The organism is Azospirillum agricola, from assembly GCF_017876095.1.
GTDB classification, from domain to species: Bacteria; Pseudomonadota; Alphaproteobacteria; order Azospirillales; family Azospirillaceae; genus Azospirillum; species Azospirillum agricola.
Window position 1 is genome coordinate 190,846 of sequence record NZ_JAGINM010000008.1, and the last position, 14,931, is coordinate 205,776.

Here is a 14,931-nt window from a genome sequence, read left to right on the forward strand (position 1 = left end):
AACAAGCGCGCCCGCCACCGCCAGGGGCTGTCCGTGTAAATGGTTGGTAAAACGAACAAAAACATTCTCCTCCGGGGCGGAGACAGCCAGAAATCAAGCGAGCCGGCGGTCGATTTTAAGTGCGACTGAGACTCATTCGCACTATAACGCGGGTCGGGGCCTTGCTCTGGGGTTCATCGGGATTTCGCCTTCTTTGTGTTCTGGGGGAGTTCGACCGCCAATGCCGACACCGCTTCACCGTCCTCGCGCCGCCGCCGCGTTCGCCGGGTTCGCCACGCTGCTGAGCGCCGTGGCCGCCCTGGCGCAGGAGGGTGGCGCCGCCGTCGCCGGTGCCGCGCCCGCCGCAACGCCCGCCGCCCCGGCCCTCGACGCCGCCGCCACCGCTGCTCCCGCCGCCGCCGCCGCGACCCCCGTCGTCGCTCCCGCCGCCGAGCAGGCTGCGGCGGCCGCCGCCACGGTGGCGACCCTGCCGCACGATCTGTCGGCCTGGGGCATGTTCGTGACCGCCAGCCCGGTGGTGCAGGCGGTGATGATCGGCCTGGCGCTGGCCTCGGTCGCCACCTGGACCATCGCGATCGCCAAGGCCATCGAGCTGTCCTCGGCCAAGCGCAAGGCCCGCGCCGCGCTCGCCATGCTGGAGGACGCGCGCTCGCTCGGCCAGGCGGCGGAGCGGGTCGGCTTCAGCCAGGGCACGGCCGCCACGCTGGTCCGCGCCGTCATCACCGAGGCCCACCTGTCGGCCGACGCCCCGTCGCGCGAGGGACTGATGGACCGCGCCGCCTCGCGGCTGGAGCGGATCGAGGCCGCCGCCGGCCGCCGCATGGCGCGCGGCACCGGCATCCTCGCCACCATCGGCTCGACCGGCCCCTTCATCGGCCTGTTCGGCACGGTGTGGGGCATCATGACCAGCTTCATCGGCATCTCCAAGGCGCAGACCACCAACCTCGCCGTCGTGGCGCCGGGCATCGCCGAGGCGCTGCTGGCCACCGCCATCGGCCTGGTCGCCGCCATTCCCGCCGTCGTCGTCTACAACGCCTGCACCCGCGCCATCGGCGGGCACAAGGCCCAGCTCACCGACGCCTCGGCCGCCGTGCTGCGCCTGCTGAGCCGCGACATCGACCGCCACGCGCTGCCCCGCTCGGTCGGCGCGTCGAGCGCGGCGGAGTGACCGGCGATGGGTGCCCGTCTCGGTTCCGGCGGTGACGACGAACTCACCGAAACACACGAGATCAACGTCACGCCCTTCATCGACGTCGTTCTCGTCCTGCTGATCATCTTCATGGTGGCGGCGCCGCTCGCCACCGTGGACGTCCCGGTCGACCTGCCGGCCTCCACCGCGACGCCGACCCCGCGTCCGGACAAGCCGCTGTTCCTGTCGATCCAGGCCGACAAGACCCTGTCGCTGGGCGAGACCAAGACCACCCGCGAGGGGCTTGGCGCGGCGCTCGACGCGGCGACCAACGGCGACAAGACGGCGCGGGTCTTCCTGCGCGCCGACAAGACGGTCGATTACGGCGCGCTGACCGAGGTCATGAACGCGCTGCGCGGCGCCGGTTATCTGAAGGTCGGTCTGGTCGGTCTGGAATCGGCGCCGGCGCCATGACCGCGTCGAGCATCGACCCGGCCTTCCTGGTCGAGGAGCCGCCGCCCTCGGGGGCCTTCCGCTGGAGCGGAAGCTTCCTGCTGGCGCTCGGCGTGCACGCGGCGGCGGGCATCGCCTTCATGGCGTGGCATGTTCCGGTGGAACCGATCGACGCCGAGCCGCCCGCCGTGATGCTGGAACTGGCGCCGCTGCCGGTGGCCCCGCCCGAGCCGACCCCGGCGATGGAGGCCCCGCCGCCCGAGCCGGTGGTCGAGCCGCCGCCGCCCGAGCCCCCCCCTCCCGAACCGGAACCGCCGCCGCCCGAGCCGATCGTCGAGCCGCCGCCTCCGCCGGAGCCTCCCCCGGTGGTCGAGCCGGAGGTGGTGCTGCCCAAGCCGCCGCCGGAGCCGCCGAAGCCGAAGCCGGAACCCAAGAAGGAACCGCCCAAGCCGAAGAAGGAACCGCCCAAGCCGCCGCCCCCGCGCGCCGCGCCGCAGGTGGCGCCCGTCGCCCCGGCGGCGCCCGCGCCAGCCCCGGCCCCCGTCGCGGCGGCTCCCGCCCCGTCGATGGCGCCGAGCCGCGCGGTCCCGAGCTGGCAGGGCCGGGTGCTCGGCCATCTGGAACGGCACAAGCGCTATCCGCGTTCGGCCCAGGCCCGCCGTCAGGAGGGCGTGGCCCAGGTCCGCTTCGTCATCGACCGCGAAGGCAAGGTGCTGTCGGTGCAGCTCGACAAGACCTCCGGCACCGCCGTGCTGGACGAGGAGACGGTGGAGATGGTCCGCCGCGCCTCGCCGGTCCCGGCACCGCCCGAGGAGATGACCCAGGATCGGATCGAACTGGTTGTTCCGGTTCAATTTTTCCTGAAATAGCCCGCTCCGGGAAGCGCGCGGAAAAAGCCCCTGTGACCCTTTGGTCACAGGGGCTTTTTTGTTTACTCGCGAATAAGAATCATTTTCATTTCTCGTTGCTTAAGCTTCTAAGTGATTTTAAGAATGATTTGCATTCAGCCGCCTGTCGCAGATTCCTTGGGGGGAATTGAACGTGTCATCATCCAACACCGTCCTGCTGTCCATGAGGGTTTCCCGGCAGGTCGCCACCTCGTCCGCTCTCGGGCTGGCGCTCTCCTGCGCCTCCCTGCTGCCGGCCGCCGCCCAGACGGCGTCGCAGTCGGCGGCGCCCGCCGCCGCGACGCAGCAGCAGCTTCCGGCCATTTCGGTCGAGGGCGCCCGGCCGCAGAACGACTACAAGGTCGACCGCGCCTCATCGCCGAAGACGAGCGAGCCGCTGCTCGACACGCCGCAGACGATCACCGTCATCCCGCGCGAGGTGATCGAGGATCGCGGCGCCAACTCGCTGCGCGACGTCCTGCGCACGGTTCCGGGCGTCACCATCGCGGCCGGCGAGGGGGGCGGGCCGCAGGGCGACAACCTGAAGATCCGCGGCTTCGCCGCCAACACCGACCTGTTCATCGACGGGATGCGGGACCAGGGCCAGTACAGCCGCGATTCCTTCAACCTGGAGCAGGTCGAGGTGGTCAAGGGCGGGTCGGCGACGTCGGCGGGCCGGGGGGCCACCGGTGGCGCCGTCAACCTCGTCACCAAGGCTCCGCAGAAGGAAGCGATCACCGCCGGCACGGTCGCGCTCGGAACCGACCGCACCAAGCGGATCACCGCCGACCTGAACCAGCCGCTGACCGCGCTGGGACTCGACAACGCCGCCATCCGGCTGAACGTGATGGGCCAGACCTCCGGCATCGCCGGGCGCGACGTGGTGGAGAACAACCGCTGGGGCTTCAACCCCTCGATCACCTTCGGCCTGACCGGGCCGACCAAATTCACGCTCAGCTACTTCCACCTCCAGGAGGACAACATCCCGGATTACGGCATCCCGGTCGTCAACGCGACCTCGCTGCCGGACGTGAAGCGCGAGAACTACTATGGCTTCAAGGACCTGAACGCCGAGACCGTGCGCACCGACATCGGCACCGCGCGGCTGGAGCACGAGTTCAACGACAGCGTCAGCGTCCGCAACACGCTGCGCGCCGCGCAGACCCGGCGCATCTCCAACGTCTCGGTGCCGCGCGCCGCGAACGTCGCCGCCAACAGCATGACCAAGGTGCCGACGGCCCGCGACGCCATGCTGAAGACGATCGACAACCAGACCGACGTCACGCTGAAGTTCGCCACCGGCGCCCTCAGCCACACGGTGGTGACCGGCGTCGAGCTGACGGCGGAAAGCTACGACAACCAGCCCTACAGCTTCTCGGCCAACGCCTCGACCACCGACCGGCTGTTCACCCCGAACCCGTTCGCCCGCTACACCGGCACCCGCACCCCCGGCGCCAAGACCGAGACGGACAGCACCACCGCCGCCGTCTACCTGATGGACACCATCAAGATCGGCGAGCAATGGGAGGTGGCCGGCGGCGTCCGCTACGACCGCTTCCACGCCGAGACCGACATCGCCCGCACCGCCACTTCGGCGGCGGCCAACCTGGAGCGCACCGACAATCTGGTGAGCTGGCGCGGCGCGGTGATCTACAAGCCGGTGCCCAACGCCAGCGTCTACGCCAGCGCCTCCAGCTCCTACAACCCGTCGGCCGAGGGGCTGTCGCTGACGGTGGCGAACGCCGGCACCCCGCCGGAGAAGAACGTCACCTACGAGGTCGGCACCAAGTGGGACCTGCTGGGCGACACGCTGTCGCTGACCGGCGCCCTGTTCCGCACCGAGAAGACCAACGCCCGCGAGACGCTGCCGGGCGGCACCGTGCAGGTGCTGAACGGCGTGCGCCGCGTGGACGGGATCGAGCTGGGCGTCGCCGGCCATCTGACCAGCAAGTGGCAGGTCTTCGGCGGCTACACCTACCAGACCAGCGAGATCGTCGAGACCTTCACCGCCGCCAACAAGGGCAACGAGCTGGCCAGCACGCCCAAGCACACCTTCAGCCTGTGGAGCACCTACGAGCTGCCGTGGAACCTGAAGGTCGGCGGCGGCGTGCAGTATGTCGCCGACCGCTACTGGTCGGACGCCAACCTCGGCAAGATCCCGAACTACGCGGTGTTCGACGCGATGGCGGCCTACACGATCCGTCCGGGCGTCGATCTCCAGCTCAACGTCTACAACATCGCCGACAAGTTCTACATCGAGCGCGTCCATGCCGGCGGCGGCCACGCGGTGCCGGGCGCCGGCCGCACGGCGCTGCTGACCACCAGCGTGAAGTTCTGACGGACGTCCAGGCTCCATCCGGACAAGGCGCCGGGGCCGTCCCCGGTGCCTTCCTCTTCCTTCACCCTTCCTTTCGTCCGGTCCGCATTTTCGGTACGGAGACGCGCATGCTTCTGCACATTCCCAACGTCCTGACGGCCGAACAGGTCGCCGAGGCGCGCCGCATCCTGGATCAGGCCGATTGGGTGGACGGAGCGGTCACCGCCGGCCACCAGTCGGCGCGGGCGAAAAACAACATGCAGATTCCCGAACAGCACCCGGCGGCCCGCCAGCTGGGCGACGTGATCCTGGCGGCGCTGGAGCGCAACCCGCTGTTCATGGCGGCGGCGCTGCCGCTGAAGGTCTACCCGCCGATGTTCAACCGCTATTCCGGCGGCCAGACCTTCGGCGTGCATGTCGACAACGCCATCCGGCAGGTGCCGGGCACGGCGCACCGCGTGCGCACCGACCTGTCGGCCACCCTGTTCCTCACCGGCCCCGACGAGTATGACGGCGGCGAGCTGACGGTGGAGGACACCTACGGCGTCCACATGGTCAAGCTGCCGGCCGGCGATCTGGTGCTCTACCCGTCGACCAGCCTGCATCAGGTCAAGCCGGTGACGCGCGGCGCCCGGATCTGCTCCTTCTTCTGGATGCAGAGCATGATCCGCGACGACGGGCGGCGGACCATGCTGTTCGATCTCGACACCGCGATCCAGAAGATCGGCGCCGACGTGCCGGACCATCCGGGCGTCGTGCAGCTGACCGGCCTCTACCACAACCTGCTGCGCCATTGGGCCGATACCTGATCGCCGACATCTGGTTGCCGGCATCTGGGCGCCGCCGGTCCCAAGGGGGCGTCGGAAGGGCAGGGCGCCGCTCAGGCCCCCTTGGCGGCGCGGTAGGCGTCCAGAAGCTGCCGCCCGGCGGCGAGGATGGCGTCGCGGTCGCCCTTCCTGACCAGCGACTCGTCGACCAGCTTGCCGCCGGCCCCGACGCAGGCGACGCCGGCCGCCACGTAGGACGCCACGTTGCCGGCGTCGATGCCGCCGGTCGGCACGAAGCGGATGCCCGGAAACACCGACTTCAAAGCCTTGATGTGCGCCGGCCCGACCGTCGAGGCCGGGAAGATCTTCACCGCGTCGGCCCCGGCGACGCTGGCCGCGTGGACCTCGCTGGGGGTGAGCGCGCCCATCAGGCAGGCGACGCCGTGGTCGCGGCAGGCGGCGGCGACCTCGGGCAGCACGCAGGGCGACACCACGTAGCGGGCGCCGGCCTTCACCACGTCGGCGACCCCGGCGGCGGTCAGCACCGTGCCGGCGCCGATCAGGGCGCCGCCCTCGGCGGTCAGCTCCTCGATCAGCCCGACCGCGCCCGGCGTCGTCATGGTGATCTCGAAGGTGCCGTAACCGGCCTCGCGCAGCCAGCCCACGGCGGTGCGCGCCAGATCGGCCGAGCTGTTGCGGATGACGGGGACCACGCCATAGGCGACGAGCCGGTCGAGAATCTCGGTGGTGGAGGTCATTGGGAATCCTCAAGCTGGAGAGTGGCGGATGGGGTGTCCTGCGGGTCATCCCGTAGGGTGTCCCCGGCCCGGTGACGGCCGCGCAGCGCGGCCTTGATGCGGGACAGGCGGTGGTTGAGGCCGGGCGGCGACAGCAGCCCGACGGCGACGGTCAGCGCGTCGACCAGCGCGAGCTGCGCCAGCCGGGAGGCCATCGGCGTGTGGACGGCGGTGTCCTCGTCGACGTCGACGACCAGCAGCGTGTCGCAGAGCGCGGCCAGCGGCGTGCCGGCCCCGGTGATGGCGACCAGCGTCGCGCCGCCCTCGCGGGCGATGGCGGCCGAATCGAGGATCTCGCGGCTGGTGCCGGTCTTGGAGATGGCGAGCAGCACGTCGCCGGGGCCGAGCGTCGCCGCCGCCATCGCCTGGATGTGGGCGTCCGACGAGGCGGCGACCGCGGGCAGCAGCCGGAACAGCTTGTGGTGGGCGTCCTGCGCCACGGCGCCCGAGGCGCCGACGCCGACGATCTCCACCCGGCCCGCCGTGAGCAGGGCCCGCGCCGCGCGTTCCAGCGCCGCCGGGTCGAGCGTGTCGCGCAGGCGGGCCAGCGCGTCGATGGCGCGGTTCAGCACCTTCGCCGCCGCACCGCCGACGCTGTCGCCGGGCGACAGGTCGCGCGCCAGTGTCACCGGCGCCAGCCGCGCCTCCTCCCGCGCGGCGCTGGCCGCGAGATGCTGGGCGAGGCGCAGCTTGAAATCCTGGAAACCGGAAAAGCCGGCGGCGCGGCAGAAGCGCAGGACGGTCGGCTCGCTCACCCCGGCCTTGGCGGCGAGCTGGCCGATGCTGTCCTCCAGCACCGCGTCGGGTGCGGCCAGCACGACCCGCGCGACGGCGATCTCCGCGCGGCGCAGGCGGTCGAGGGAGGCTTCGATGGCGGCGAGCATGGGCGGCGGTCCGGGACGCTGGTTTTGTAGTTTTACTACATTCTGGCGGCCGTGTCGATCCACCGATGAAGCCAAGCTACAGACCGTTCGTTGGCCCCGCAGAATCCCGCTTGACTGATATACTAGTATATCCTACTGATGGTCCGAGACACGGCGCACCCAGCGCGAGAATCAAGGCGACCGCCCCGGCCGCGCTTCCGGGCGCCTCGGCCGGACGGGCGGGACGATGAGCCGGACGACGGCCCCAGGGAGACAGCATGAAGATCGACCTCCGCTACGCACCGCATCCGGACGACGCGAAGCGCTACGACACGGACACGTTGCGCCGCCATTTCCTGCTGGAGGACATCTTCCAGCCGAACGAGATCGTGCTGACCTACAGCACCGTCGACCGGGTGGTGGTGGGCGGCGTCCTGCCGACGACCGAAGCGGTGGCGCTGACCGCGCCGAAGGAGATCGGCTCGCCGACCTTCCTGGCGCGCCGCGAGTTGGGCGTCTTCAACATCGGCGCGCCCGGCCGCGTGGTGGTCGACGGCACGACCTATGACCTGGGCAACCGCGACGCCATCTACATCGCCAAGGACAGCGTCGACGTCCGCTTCGAGAGCGCCGATCCGGACAGCCCGGCCAAGTTCTACCTGATGAGCACGCCGGCCCACGCCCGCTACGAGACCCGCGTCATCACCCAGGCGCAGGCCAGGTCGATGGCGCTCGGCGACATCGCGACCTCCAACAAGCGGGTCATCCACCAGTACATCCTGCCGGGCGTCTGCGAGACCAGCCAGCTCGTCATGGGCCTGACCCAGCTGGAGCCGGGCAACATGTGGAACACCATGCCGGTCCACAGCCACGGCCGCCGCTGCGAGGTGTATTTCTACTTCGACCTCGCCGAGAACGCCCGCGTCTTCCACCTGATGGGCGAGCCGACCGAGACCCGCCACATCGTGATGAAGAGCGACGAGGTGGTGATCTCGCCGAGCTGGTCGATCCATTCCGGCGTCGGCACCAGCAACTACGCCTTCATCTGGGGCATGGGCGGCGACAACGTCGATTACACCGACATGGACTGGATCCCGATGGAGACCCTGCGATGAGCCCCCATCCCCTCTTCGACCTGACCGGCAAGACAGCGATGGTCACCGGCGCCAACACCGGGCTGGGGCAGGCGATCGCGGTCGCTCTCGCCGAGGCCGGGGCCGGCATCGTCGCGGTCGGCCGCTCGGCGATGACCGAGACGTCGGCCCTGGTCGGCGAGACCGGCGCGCCCTTCCGCGAGATCCGCGCCGACCTGTCGAGCGTGGCGGCGGTGGCGCCGCTGATGGAGCAGGCGACCGCCGACGGGACCAGGATCGACATCCTGGTCAACAACGCCGGCATCATCCGCCGGGCCGACGCCGTGGACTTCACGGAGGCCGACTGGGACGCGGTGATGGACGTCAATCTGAAGACGACCTTCTTCCTGACCCAGGCGGTCGGCCGCGCCATGATCGACGAGGGGCGCGGCGGCAAGATCATCAACATCGCGTCGATGCTGTCCTTCCAGGGCGGGATCCGCATCCCCTCCTACACCGCCAGCAAGAGCGGGCTGGCCGGGCTGACCCGGCTGCTCGCCTGCGAATGGGCCGGCAAGGGCATCAACGTCAACGCCATCGCGCCGGGCTACTTCGACACCAACAACACGTCCGCCCTGCGCGCCGATCCCAAGCGCAGCGCCGACATCCTCGCCCGCATCCCGGCCGGCCATTGGGGCCAGCCCAAGGAGCTGGGCGGCGCGGCGGTGTTCCTGGCCTCGGCGGCGGCGGATTACGTGCACGGCATCGTGCTGCCGGTCGACGGCGGCTGGCTGGCGCGCTGAGGCGGGGCATGCACGCAAAGCCCTTCTCCCGGGAGAGGGGCTTTAGGAGGGCCAGAGTAAAAGCGGTGTCCGCAAGGACCCACGCGTTGATGACAGAACAACCGGCGCAAAGCCGGGTCAGTCGGGAGGCGCCTTCATGAAATACAACTTCGACTTCGCCAGTCTCCAGGAGTACTGGCCCGAGTTCCTGCGCGGCGCGCTGATGACGCTGGAGATGACGGTCATCGCCTGCGTGTTCGGCCTCGTCATCGGCGTCCTTTGCGCCATCGGCCGGCGCGGCAAGCGCAAATGGCTGGCGACGCTGTGCGGCGCCTATGTCGAGATCGTGCGCAACACGCCGTACCTGATCCAGATCTTCTTCATCTTCTTCGGTCTGGCGAGCGCCGGGCTGAAGCTGCCGATCTTCGCCGCCGCCGTGCTGACCATGGTCTTCAACGTCGGCGCCTACACCGCCGAGATCGTGCGCGCCGGCATGGACACCATCCATCCCGGCCAGATCGAGGCGGCGGAGGCGCTGGGCCTCTCGACCCCGCAGATCTACTGGGACGTCATCCTGCGCCCGTCGCTGGAGCGGGTCTACCCGTCGCTCAGCGGCCAGTTCGTGCTGATGATGCTGTCCTCGTCCGTCACCTCGCAGATCTCGGCGGAGGAACTGACCGGCGTCGCCAACTCGGTGCAGTCCGAGAGCTTCCGCTCCTTCGAGACCTTCATCGTCGTCGCGGTTCTCTACTTCGGCATGGCGATGATGCTGAAATTCGCCTTCCACCTGTTCGGACAGGCCATCTTCCCGCGCCGTCGCCGGCTCGGCACGCCGCTGTAAGGCTGGAATCAAGGCCGCGAACGCAAGGCCGGAAGGGAGAAAACACCATGGGCGGGTCCTTCACCGTCAACCACCTGATCTACCTGTTGCAGGGCATGATGTGGACGGTCGTGCTGTCCGCGCTGGCCTTCGCGCTCGGCGGCGTCGCCGGCTTCGGCGTGATGCTGATGCGCACGGCGCGCACGCGCCTCCTGCGGCAGATCTCCTTCGTCTATGTCCAGCTCATCCAGGGCACGCCGCTGCTGATCGTGCTGTTCGTCGTCTATTTCGGCCTCGGCGTCGTCGGCATCGAACTGCCGCCGCTGCTGGCGGCCGGCGTGTCGCTGATGGTCTATTCCAGCGCCTTCCTCGGCGAGATCTGGCGCGGCTGCGTCGAGGCGGTGCCGCGCACCCAGTGGGAGGCGTCGGAGTGCCTGGCGCTGACCCGCTGGCAGACGCTGGTCGACGTCATCCTGCCGCAGGCGGCGCGCATCGCCACGCCACCCACCGTGGGCTTCCTGGTCCAGGTGATGAAAAGCACCTCGCTCGCCTCGGTCGTCGGCTTCGTCGAGCTGACCCGCGCCGCGCAGGTCGTCAACAACTCGCTGTTCACGCCGTTCCTCGTCTTCGGGATCGCGGGCGTCCTGTACTTCGCCCTGTGCTACCCGCTGTCGCGCTGGAGCCGTTCGCTTGAGAGGAAGCTCAATGTCGGCCGTCGTCAAGCTGCATGACATCCACAAATCCTTCGGCAGCGTCGAGGTGCTGAAGGGGGTGTCCTTCGAGATCGCCAAGGGCGAGGTCGTCGCCATCATCGGCCGCAGCGGCTCCGGCAAGAGCACGGCGCTGCGCTGCATCAACCGGCTGGAGACCATCCAGTCCGGCACGCTGGAGGTCTGCGGCCACCGCATCGACAACGAGGCCGTCGACCTGCGCGCGCTGCGCCAGGACGTCGGCATGGTGTTCCAGAGCTACAACCTGTTCCCGCACCTGACGGTGGAGGAGAACATCACGCTGGCGCCGCGCCGGGTGAAGAAGCTGGCGAACCGCGACGCCCGCGCGCTGGCGCTGGAATCGCTCCAGCGGGTCGGGCTGGCCGAGAAGATCGACGCCTACCCCGAACAGCTTTCCGGCGGCCAGCAGCAGCGCGTCGCCATCGCCCGCTCGCTCGCCATGCAGCCCAAGGTGATGCTGTTCGACGAGGTGACCTCGGCGCTCGACCCCCAGCTCACCGGCGAGGTGCTGCGCGTCATGGAGACGCTGGCCCGCGGCGGCATGACCATGGTGGTGGTGACGCACGAGATGGCCTTCGCCCGCCGCGTCGCCAACCGGGTGATCTTCATGCACCAGGGCAAGGTGTGGGAGACCGGCCCCGGCGACATGCTGGCCGACCCCAAGACGCCGGAGCTGCGCGACTTCATCTCGAACGGCCTGTGACGGTCCGTTTTTCAAAGAACAACCCAGCAAAGAACCCCTAGGAGGAAACCGGTCCATGCGCATCAAGACGCTTCTCTCCACCGCGACCGCCGCCGTCGCCGCCCTGTGGCTCGCCGCCGCGCCGGTGACGGCGCAGGCCGACCAGCTCGACGACATCATGAAGGCGAAGAAGATCCGCATCGCCGTCGCCATGGGCATCCCGCTCTTCGCCTTCGTCGACAAGGACGTCAAGGCGACCGGCTCCGACGTCGAGACCGCGCGGCTGCTCGCCAAGGACATGGGCGTCGAGCTGGAGCTGGTCGAGATCACCAACGCCGCCCGCGTGCCGACCATCCAGACCCGCAAGGCCGACCTGCTGATCGCCACCCTGGCGATCACGCCGGAACGCAAGAAGGTGGTGGACTTCACCATCCCCTACGCGACGCTCGACATCATCGTGGCGGGCACGCAGGACAACGCCATCAAGGGCTACGACGACCTGAACGGCAAGAAGATCGGCCTGACCCGCGCCACCGTGAACGACAGCATGGTGACCAAGGGCGCCAAGGGCGCCGAGGTCGTGCGCTTCGAGGATGACGCGACGCTGATCACCGCCGCCGTGTCGGGCCAGCTCGACATCGTCTCGACCCAGACCGCCGTGCTGGCCGCGATGAACGAGAAGCGCCCGCAGAGCCCGCTGAAGGTGAAGTTCGTTCAGCAGGAGCTGAACCTCGGCATCGCCCTGCCGCAGGGCGAGGACCGGCTGAAGGAGTGGGTCAACAACTGGATCAAGACCAACTTCCAGAACGGCAAGATGAACGCCATCTTCTCCGCCTTCCACGACCGCGACCTGCCGCAGGACCTGCTGACCCGTCAGTAAGGTTTTTCTCCCTCTCCCGCCCCGGGAGCGGGAAGGGTGAGGGGCTATAGGGACATGGATTTCGTACCACGCCCGATAGCCCCTCACCCTCCCCATGCTGCGCATGGGTCCCTTCCCTCTCCCGGGGCGGGAGAGGGCATGCAAATCACAGGACCGAACCACATGCCCGGAAGACTCCACGGCAAGACCGCCATCGTCACCGCCGCAGCCCAGGGCATCGGCCGCGCCGCGGCGGAAGCCTTCGCCCGCGAGGGCGCGCAGGTCTGGGCGCTCGACATCAATGAGGAACGCCTCGCCGACCTCGCCGGAATCCCCGGCATCACCATCCGCCGGCTCGACGTGCTGGACGGCGCCGCCGTCGCCGGGACGGTGGCCGCCATCGGGACGGTCGACGCGCTGTTCAATTGCGCCGGCTTCGTCCACAGCGGCACCATCCTCGACTGCGACGAGCAGGCGCTCGATTTCAGCTTCGACCTGAACGTCAAGTCGATGCACCGCATGATCCGCGCCGTGCTGCCCGGCATGCTGGAGCGCGGACGCGGCTCGATCATCAACATGTCCTCGGTGTCGTCGAGCGTGAAGGCGGTGCCCAACCGCTTCGCCTACAGCGTCACCAAGGCCGCCGTCATCGGCCTGACCAAGTCGGTCGCCGCCGACACGGTGGCGCGCGGCGTCCGCTGCAACGCCATCTGCCCCGGCACCGTCGAATCCCCCTCGCTGGAGGAGCGGCTGCGCGCCCAGGGCGACTATGACGCGACCCGCGCCGCCTTCATCGCCCGCCAGCCGGTCGGCCGCTTCGGAAAGCCGGAGGAAATCGCCGAGCTGGTCGTCTATCTTGCCTCCGACGCGGCGGCCTACACGACCGGCGCCATCCATGTGATCGACGGCGGCTGGACCGCCTGACGCCCTACCGCCCGACGACACCACGACACACCACGGGACACCCTCCATGAAGCTGCTTCGCTACGGCCCGCCGGGCCAGGAAAAGCCGGGCCTCCTCGATTCCGAGGGCCGCATCCGCGACCTGTCCGGTCATGTCGCCGACATCGCCGGCACCGTGCTGCTGCCCGACGGCATCGCCCGGCTGAAGGCCATCGACCCGGCCTCGCTGCCGCTGGTGGAGGGCGATCCGCGCCTCGGCCCCTGCGTCGCCGGCACCGGCAAGATGATCTGCATCGGCCTGAACTACTCCGACCACGCGGCGGAGACCGGCGCCACCGTGCCGCCGGAGCCGATCATCTTCATGAAGGCGACCAGCGCCATCGTCGGCCCCAACGACGACATCGAAATCCCGCGCGGCTCGGAGAAGACCGACTGGGAGGTCGAGCTGGGCGTCGTCATCGGCAAGACCGCCAAATACGTCTCGGAAGCCGAGGCGATGGACCATGTCGCCGGCTATTGCGTGATCAACGACGTGTCCGAGCGCGCCTTCCAGGCCGAGCGCCAGGGCCAGTGGACCAAGGGCAAGTCGGCCGACACCTTCGGCCCGACCGGCCCCTGGCTGGTGACCCCGGACGAGGTCGAGGATCCGCAGGCGCTGCCGATGTGGCTGGAGGTCAACGGCCACCGCTACCAGAACGGCAGCACCGCCACCATGGTCTATGGGGTGCGTTACCTCGTGTCCTACCTGTCGCAGTTCATGTCGCTGCAACCGGGCGACATCATCTCCACCGGCACGCCGCCGGGCGTCGGGCTGGGGCAGAAGCCGCAGGTCTACCTGAAGGCCGGCGATGTCGTTACCTTGGGCATCGAGGGGCTGGGCACCCAGCGCCAAAACGTGATCCAAGGCTGATTTCAAGGTTGATGGAATGAACCGATCGGGCATCGACATCCTGCTCTCCGCGACCATGCCGCCCGGCGTGGCCGAGGATCTGGCACGGCACTTCACCCTGCACGGACCCGAGGTCATCGGCTCCCCCGGATTCGCGGATCTGGCGCCGCGCATCCGTGGAATGGCCAGCCGCGAGCCGGCCAGGGTGGACGCGGCGCTGCTGGAGGCGTTGCCCAATCTGGAGATCATTTCCTCCTACAGCGCCGGGATCGACAACATCGACCTCGACGCGGCGAAGCGGCGCGGGCTGGTGGTCGCCAACAGCTCGGCCGCGCTCGACGAGGAGGTGGCGGACACAGCCATCGCCCTGATGCTGATGAGTGTCCGCCGCTTCGCCGCGGCGCAGCGCCATGTGCTGGAGGGGAACTGGGCCAAGGGGCCGTTCCCGCTGTCGCGCGGCCTGAAGGGGAAGCGCCTCGGCATCGTCGGGCTCGGCCACATCGGCGAGGCCATTGCGGCGCGGGCGGCGGCGTTCGGCCTGTCGATCGCCTACCACAACCGCAAGCCCAAGCCGGGCGTGGCCCACGCTTATTATGCGACGGCCGAGGAGCTGGCGGCCAATTCCGACATCCTCGCCGTCTGCTGCCCCGGCGGGCCGGCGACGCTGAACCTGATCGACGCGACGGTGCTGCGCGCCCTCGGGCCCGATGGCGTGGTCGTCAACGTCTCGCGCGGCAGCGTGGTGGACGAGGACGCGCTGCTGGCGGCGCTGGCCGACGGCGCCCTCGCCGGGGCCGGGCTCGACGTCTGCCGCAACGAGCCGAACCCGCGCCCGGAACTGGTCGGCCACCCGGACATCGTGCTGCTGCCCCATGTCGGCAGCGCCACCACCGAGACGCGGGCGCGCATGGGCCACGTCATGCGCGACAATCTGCTGGCGCATTTCGCCGTCCCCCATTCCGCCGCCAAGGAAGTCTGA

16 protein-coding genes are annotated in these 14,931 nt (G+C 69.4%); 14 read left to right on the forward strand and 2 right to left on the reverse strand.

The annotated features are described in order from the left end of the window. Positions 1-220 precede the first annotated feature (220 nt). The 5 genes from exbB to J2847_RS14240 all read left to right on the forward strand — a co-directional run bounded on the left by exbB (position 221) and on the right by J2847_RS14240 (position 5,595). Positions 221-1,168, forward strand: a complete 948-nt coding sequence (exbB, locus tag J2847_RS14220; RefSeq protein WP_233474517.1) for a tonB-system energizer ExbB — start codon at positions 221-223, stop codon at positions 1,166-1,168. Between the two features lie 6 nt (positions 1,169-1,174). Beyond that, positions 1,175-1,603 (forward strand): TonB system transport protein ExbD, encoded by a 429-nt coding sequence (gene exbD / locus J2847_RS14225; protein ID WP_209779589.1) that lies wholly within the window; start codon positions 1,175-1,177, stop codon positions 1,601-1,603. Continuing rightward, positions 1,600-2,451 carry an energy transducer TonB gene (locus J2847_RS14230; protein ID WP_209779590.1) on the forward strand — a complete coding sequence of 284 codons (852 nt, stop codon included), beginning with the start codon at positions 1,600-1,602 and terminating at the stop codon, positions 2,449-2,451. The genes exbD and J2847_RS14230 overlap by 4 nt, the downstream gene beginning before the upstream one ends. Positions 2,452-2,623: 172 nt before the next feature. Beyond that, a complete protein-coding gene (locus J2847_RS14235; RefSeq protein WP_209779591.1) occupies positions 2,624-4,807 on the forward strand; it encodes a TonB-dependent receptor in 2,184 nt (727 codons plus the stop codon). A 107-nt stretch (positions 4,808-4,914) separates the two neighbouring features. Further along, the gene (locus J2847_RS14240; RefSeq protein ID WP_209779592.1) at positions 4,915-5,595 is read left to right on the forward strand and encodes a Fe2+-dependent dioxygenase; all 681 of its coding nucleotides are present in this window, start codon (positions 4,915-4,917) and stop codon (positions 5,593-5,595) included. Positions 5,596-5,666: 71 nt separating this feature from the next. Here J2847_RS14240 and J2847_RS14245 read toward each other — a convergent pair whose 3' ends face one another. Then, complete coding sequence (locus J2847_RS14245) at positions 5,667-6,311, reverse strand: bifunctional 4-hydroxy-2-oxoglutarate aldolase/2-dehydro-3-deoxy-phosphogluconate aldolase (RefSeq protein ID WP_209779593.1); 645 nt, start codon at positions 6,309-6,311, stop codon at positions 5,667-5,669. Continuing rightward, positions 6,308-7,234 (reverse strand): MurR/RpiR family transcriptional regulator, encoded by a 927-nt coding sequence (locus J2847_RS14250; RefSeq protein ID WP_209779594.1) that lies wholly within the window; start codon positions 7,232-7,234, stop codon positions 6,308-6,310. Before J2847_RS14250 ends, J2847_RS14245 begins: the two co-directional genes overlap by 4 nt. 257 nt (positions 7,235-7,491) lie before the next feature. Between J2847_RS14250 and kduI the strand changes: the two genes are divergently transcribed. The 9 genes from kduI to J2847_RS14295 all read left to right on the forward strand — a co-directional run bounded on the left by kduI (position 7,492) and on the right by J2847_RS14295 (position 14,931). Continuing rightward, on the forward strand, positions 7,492-8,328 hold the full coding sequence (gene kduI, locus J2847_RS14255) for a 5-dehydro-4-deoxy-D-glucuronate isomerase (protein ID WP_209779595.1): 837 nt from the start codon (positions 7,492-7,494) through the stop codon (positions 8,326-8,328). Then, positions 8,325-9,089 (forward strand): 2-dehydro-3-deoxy-D-gluconate 5-dehydrogenase KduD, encoded by a 765-nt coding sequence (kduD, locus tag J2847_RS14260; protein ID WP_209779596.1) that lies wholly within the window; start codon positions 8,325-8,327, stop codon positions 9,087-9,089. Before kduI ends, kduD begins: the two co-directional genes overlap by 4 nt. A gap of 136 nt (positions 9,090-9,225) precedes the next feature. Beyond that, positions 9,226-9,909 carry an amino acid ABC transporter permease gene (locus J2847_RS14265; RefSeq protein WP_085552873.1) on the forward strand — a complete coding sequence of 228 codons (684 nt, stop codon included), beginning with the start codon at positions 9,226-9,228 and terminating at the stop codon, positions 9,907-9,909. Positions 9,910-9,956: 47 nt separating this feature from the next. Beyond that, positions 9,957-10,619, forward strand: coding sequence for an amino acid ABC transporter permease (locus J2847_RS14270; protein WP_085552872.1), 663 nt, complete (start codon positions 9,957-9,959; stop codon positions 10,617-10,619). Beyond that, a complete protein-coding gene (locus tag J2847_RS14275) occupies positions 10,594-11,322 on the forward strand; it encodes an amino acid ABC transporter ATP-binding protein (RefSeq protein WP_209779597.1) in 729 nt (242 codons plus the stop codon). The genes J2847_RS14270 and J2847_RS14275 overlap by 26 nt, the downstream gene beginning before the upstream one ends. A gap of 55 nt (positions 11,323-11,377) precedes the next feature. After that, entirely contained in the window at positions 11,378-12,181 is an 804-nt protein-coding gene (locus J2847_RS14280) for a transporter substrate-binding domain-containing protein (RefSeq protein WP_209779598.1), read from the forward strand. Between the two features lie 162 nt (positions 12,182-12,343). Next, positions 12,344-13,084, forward strand: coding sequence for an SDR family oxidoreductase (locus J2847_RS14285; protein WP_209779599.1), 741 nt, complete (start codon positions 12,344-12,346; stop codon positions 13,082-13,084). Between the two features lie 46 nt (positions 13,085-13,130). Beyond that, complete coding sequence (locus J2847_RS14290) at positions 13,131-13,973, forward strand: fumarylacetoacetate hydrolase family protein (RefSeq protein ID WP_209779600.1); 843 nt, start codon at positions 13,131-13,133, stop codon at positions 13,971-13,973. A gap of 16 nt (positions 13,974-13,989) precedes the next feature. Further along, on the forward strand, positions 13,990-14,931 hold the full coding sequence (locus J2847_RS14295; protein WP_209779601.1) for a 2-hydroxyacid dehydrogenase: 942 nt from the start codon (positions 13,990-13,992) through the stop codon (positions 14,929-14,931).

Bases quoted from the DNA above. Each gene is read 5' to 3' on its own strand.
- J2847_RS14290 (WP_209779600.1), top strand. From the start codon at position 13,131: ATGAAGCTGCTTCGCTACGGCCCGCCGGGCCAGGAAAAGCCGGGCCTC.
- kduI (WP_209779595.1), top strand. From the start codon at position 7,492: ATGAAGATCGACCTCCGCTACGCACCGCATCCGGACGACGCGAAGCGC.
- kduD (WP_209779596.1), top strand. From the start codon at position 8,325: ATGAGCCCCCATCCCCTCTTCGACCTGACCGGCAAGACAGCGATGGTC.
- J2847_RS14245 (WP_209779593.1), bottom strand. From the start codon at position 6,311: ATGACCTCCACCACCGAGATTCTCGACCGGCTCGTCGCCTATGGCGTG.
- J2847_RS14270 (WP_085552872.1), top strand. From the start codon at position 9,957: ATGGGCGGGTCCTTCACCGTCAACCACCTGATCTACCTGTTGCAGGGC.
- J2847_RS14250 (WP_209779594.1), bottom strand. From the start codon at position 7,234: ATGCTCGCCGCCATCGAAGCCTCCCTCGACCGCCTGCGCCGCGCGGAG.
- J2847_RS14295 (WP_209779601.1), top strand. From the start codon at position 13,990: ATGAACCGATCGGGCATCGACATCCTGCTCTCCGCGACCATGCCGCCC.
- J2847_RS14240 (WP_209779592.1), top strand. From the start codon at position 4,915: ATGCTTCTGCACATTCCCAACGTCCTGACGGCCGAACAGGTCGCCGAG.
- J2847_RS14275 (WP_209779597.1), top strand. From the start codon at position 10,594: ATGTCGGCCGTCGTCAAGCTGCATGACATCCACAAATCCTTCGGCAGC.
- J2847_RS14285 (WP_209779599.1), top strand. From the start codon at position 12,344: ATGCCCGGAAGACTCCACGGCAAGACCGCCATCGTCACCGCCGCAGCC.
- exbD (WP_209779589.1), top strand. From the start codon at position 1,175: ATGGGTGCCCGTCTCGGTTCCGGCGGTGACGACGAACTCACCGAAACA.
- J2847_RS14265 (WP_085552873.1), top strand. From the start codon at position 9,226: ATGAAATACAACTTCGACTTCGCCAGTCTCCAGGAGTACTGGCCCGAG.
- J2847_RS14280 (WP_209779598.1), top strand. From the start codon at position 11,378: ATGCGCATCAAGACGCTTCTCTCCACCGCGACCGCCGCCGTCGCCGCC.
- exbB (WP_233474517.1), top strand. From the start codon at position 221: ATGCCGACACCGCTTCACCGTCCTCGCGCCGCCGCCGCGTTCGCCGGG.
- J2847_RS14230 (WP_209779590.1), top strand. From the start codon at position 1,600: ATGACCGCGTCGAGCATCGACCCGGCCTTCCTGGTCGAGGAGCCGCCG.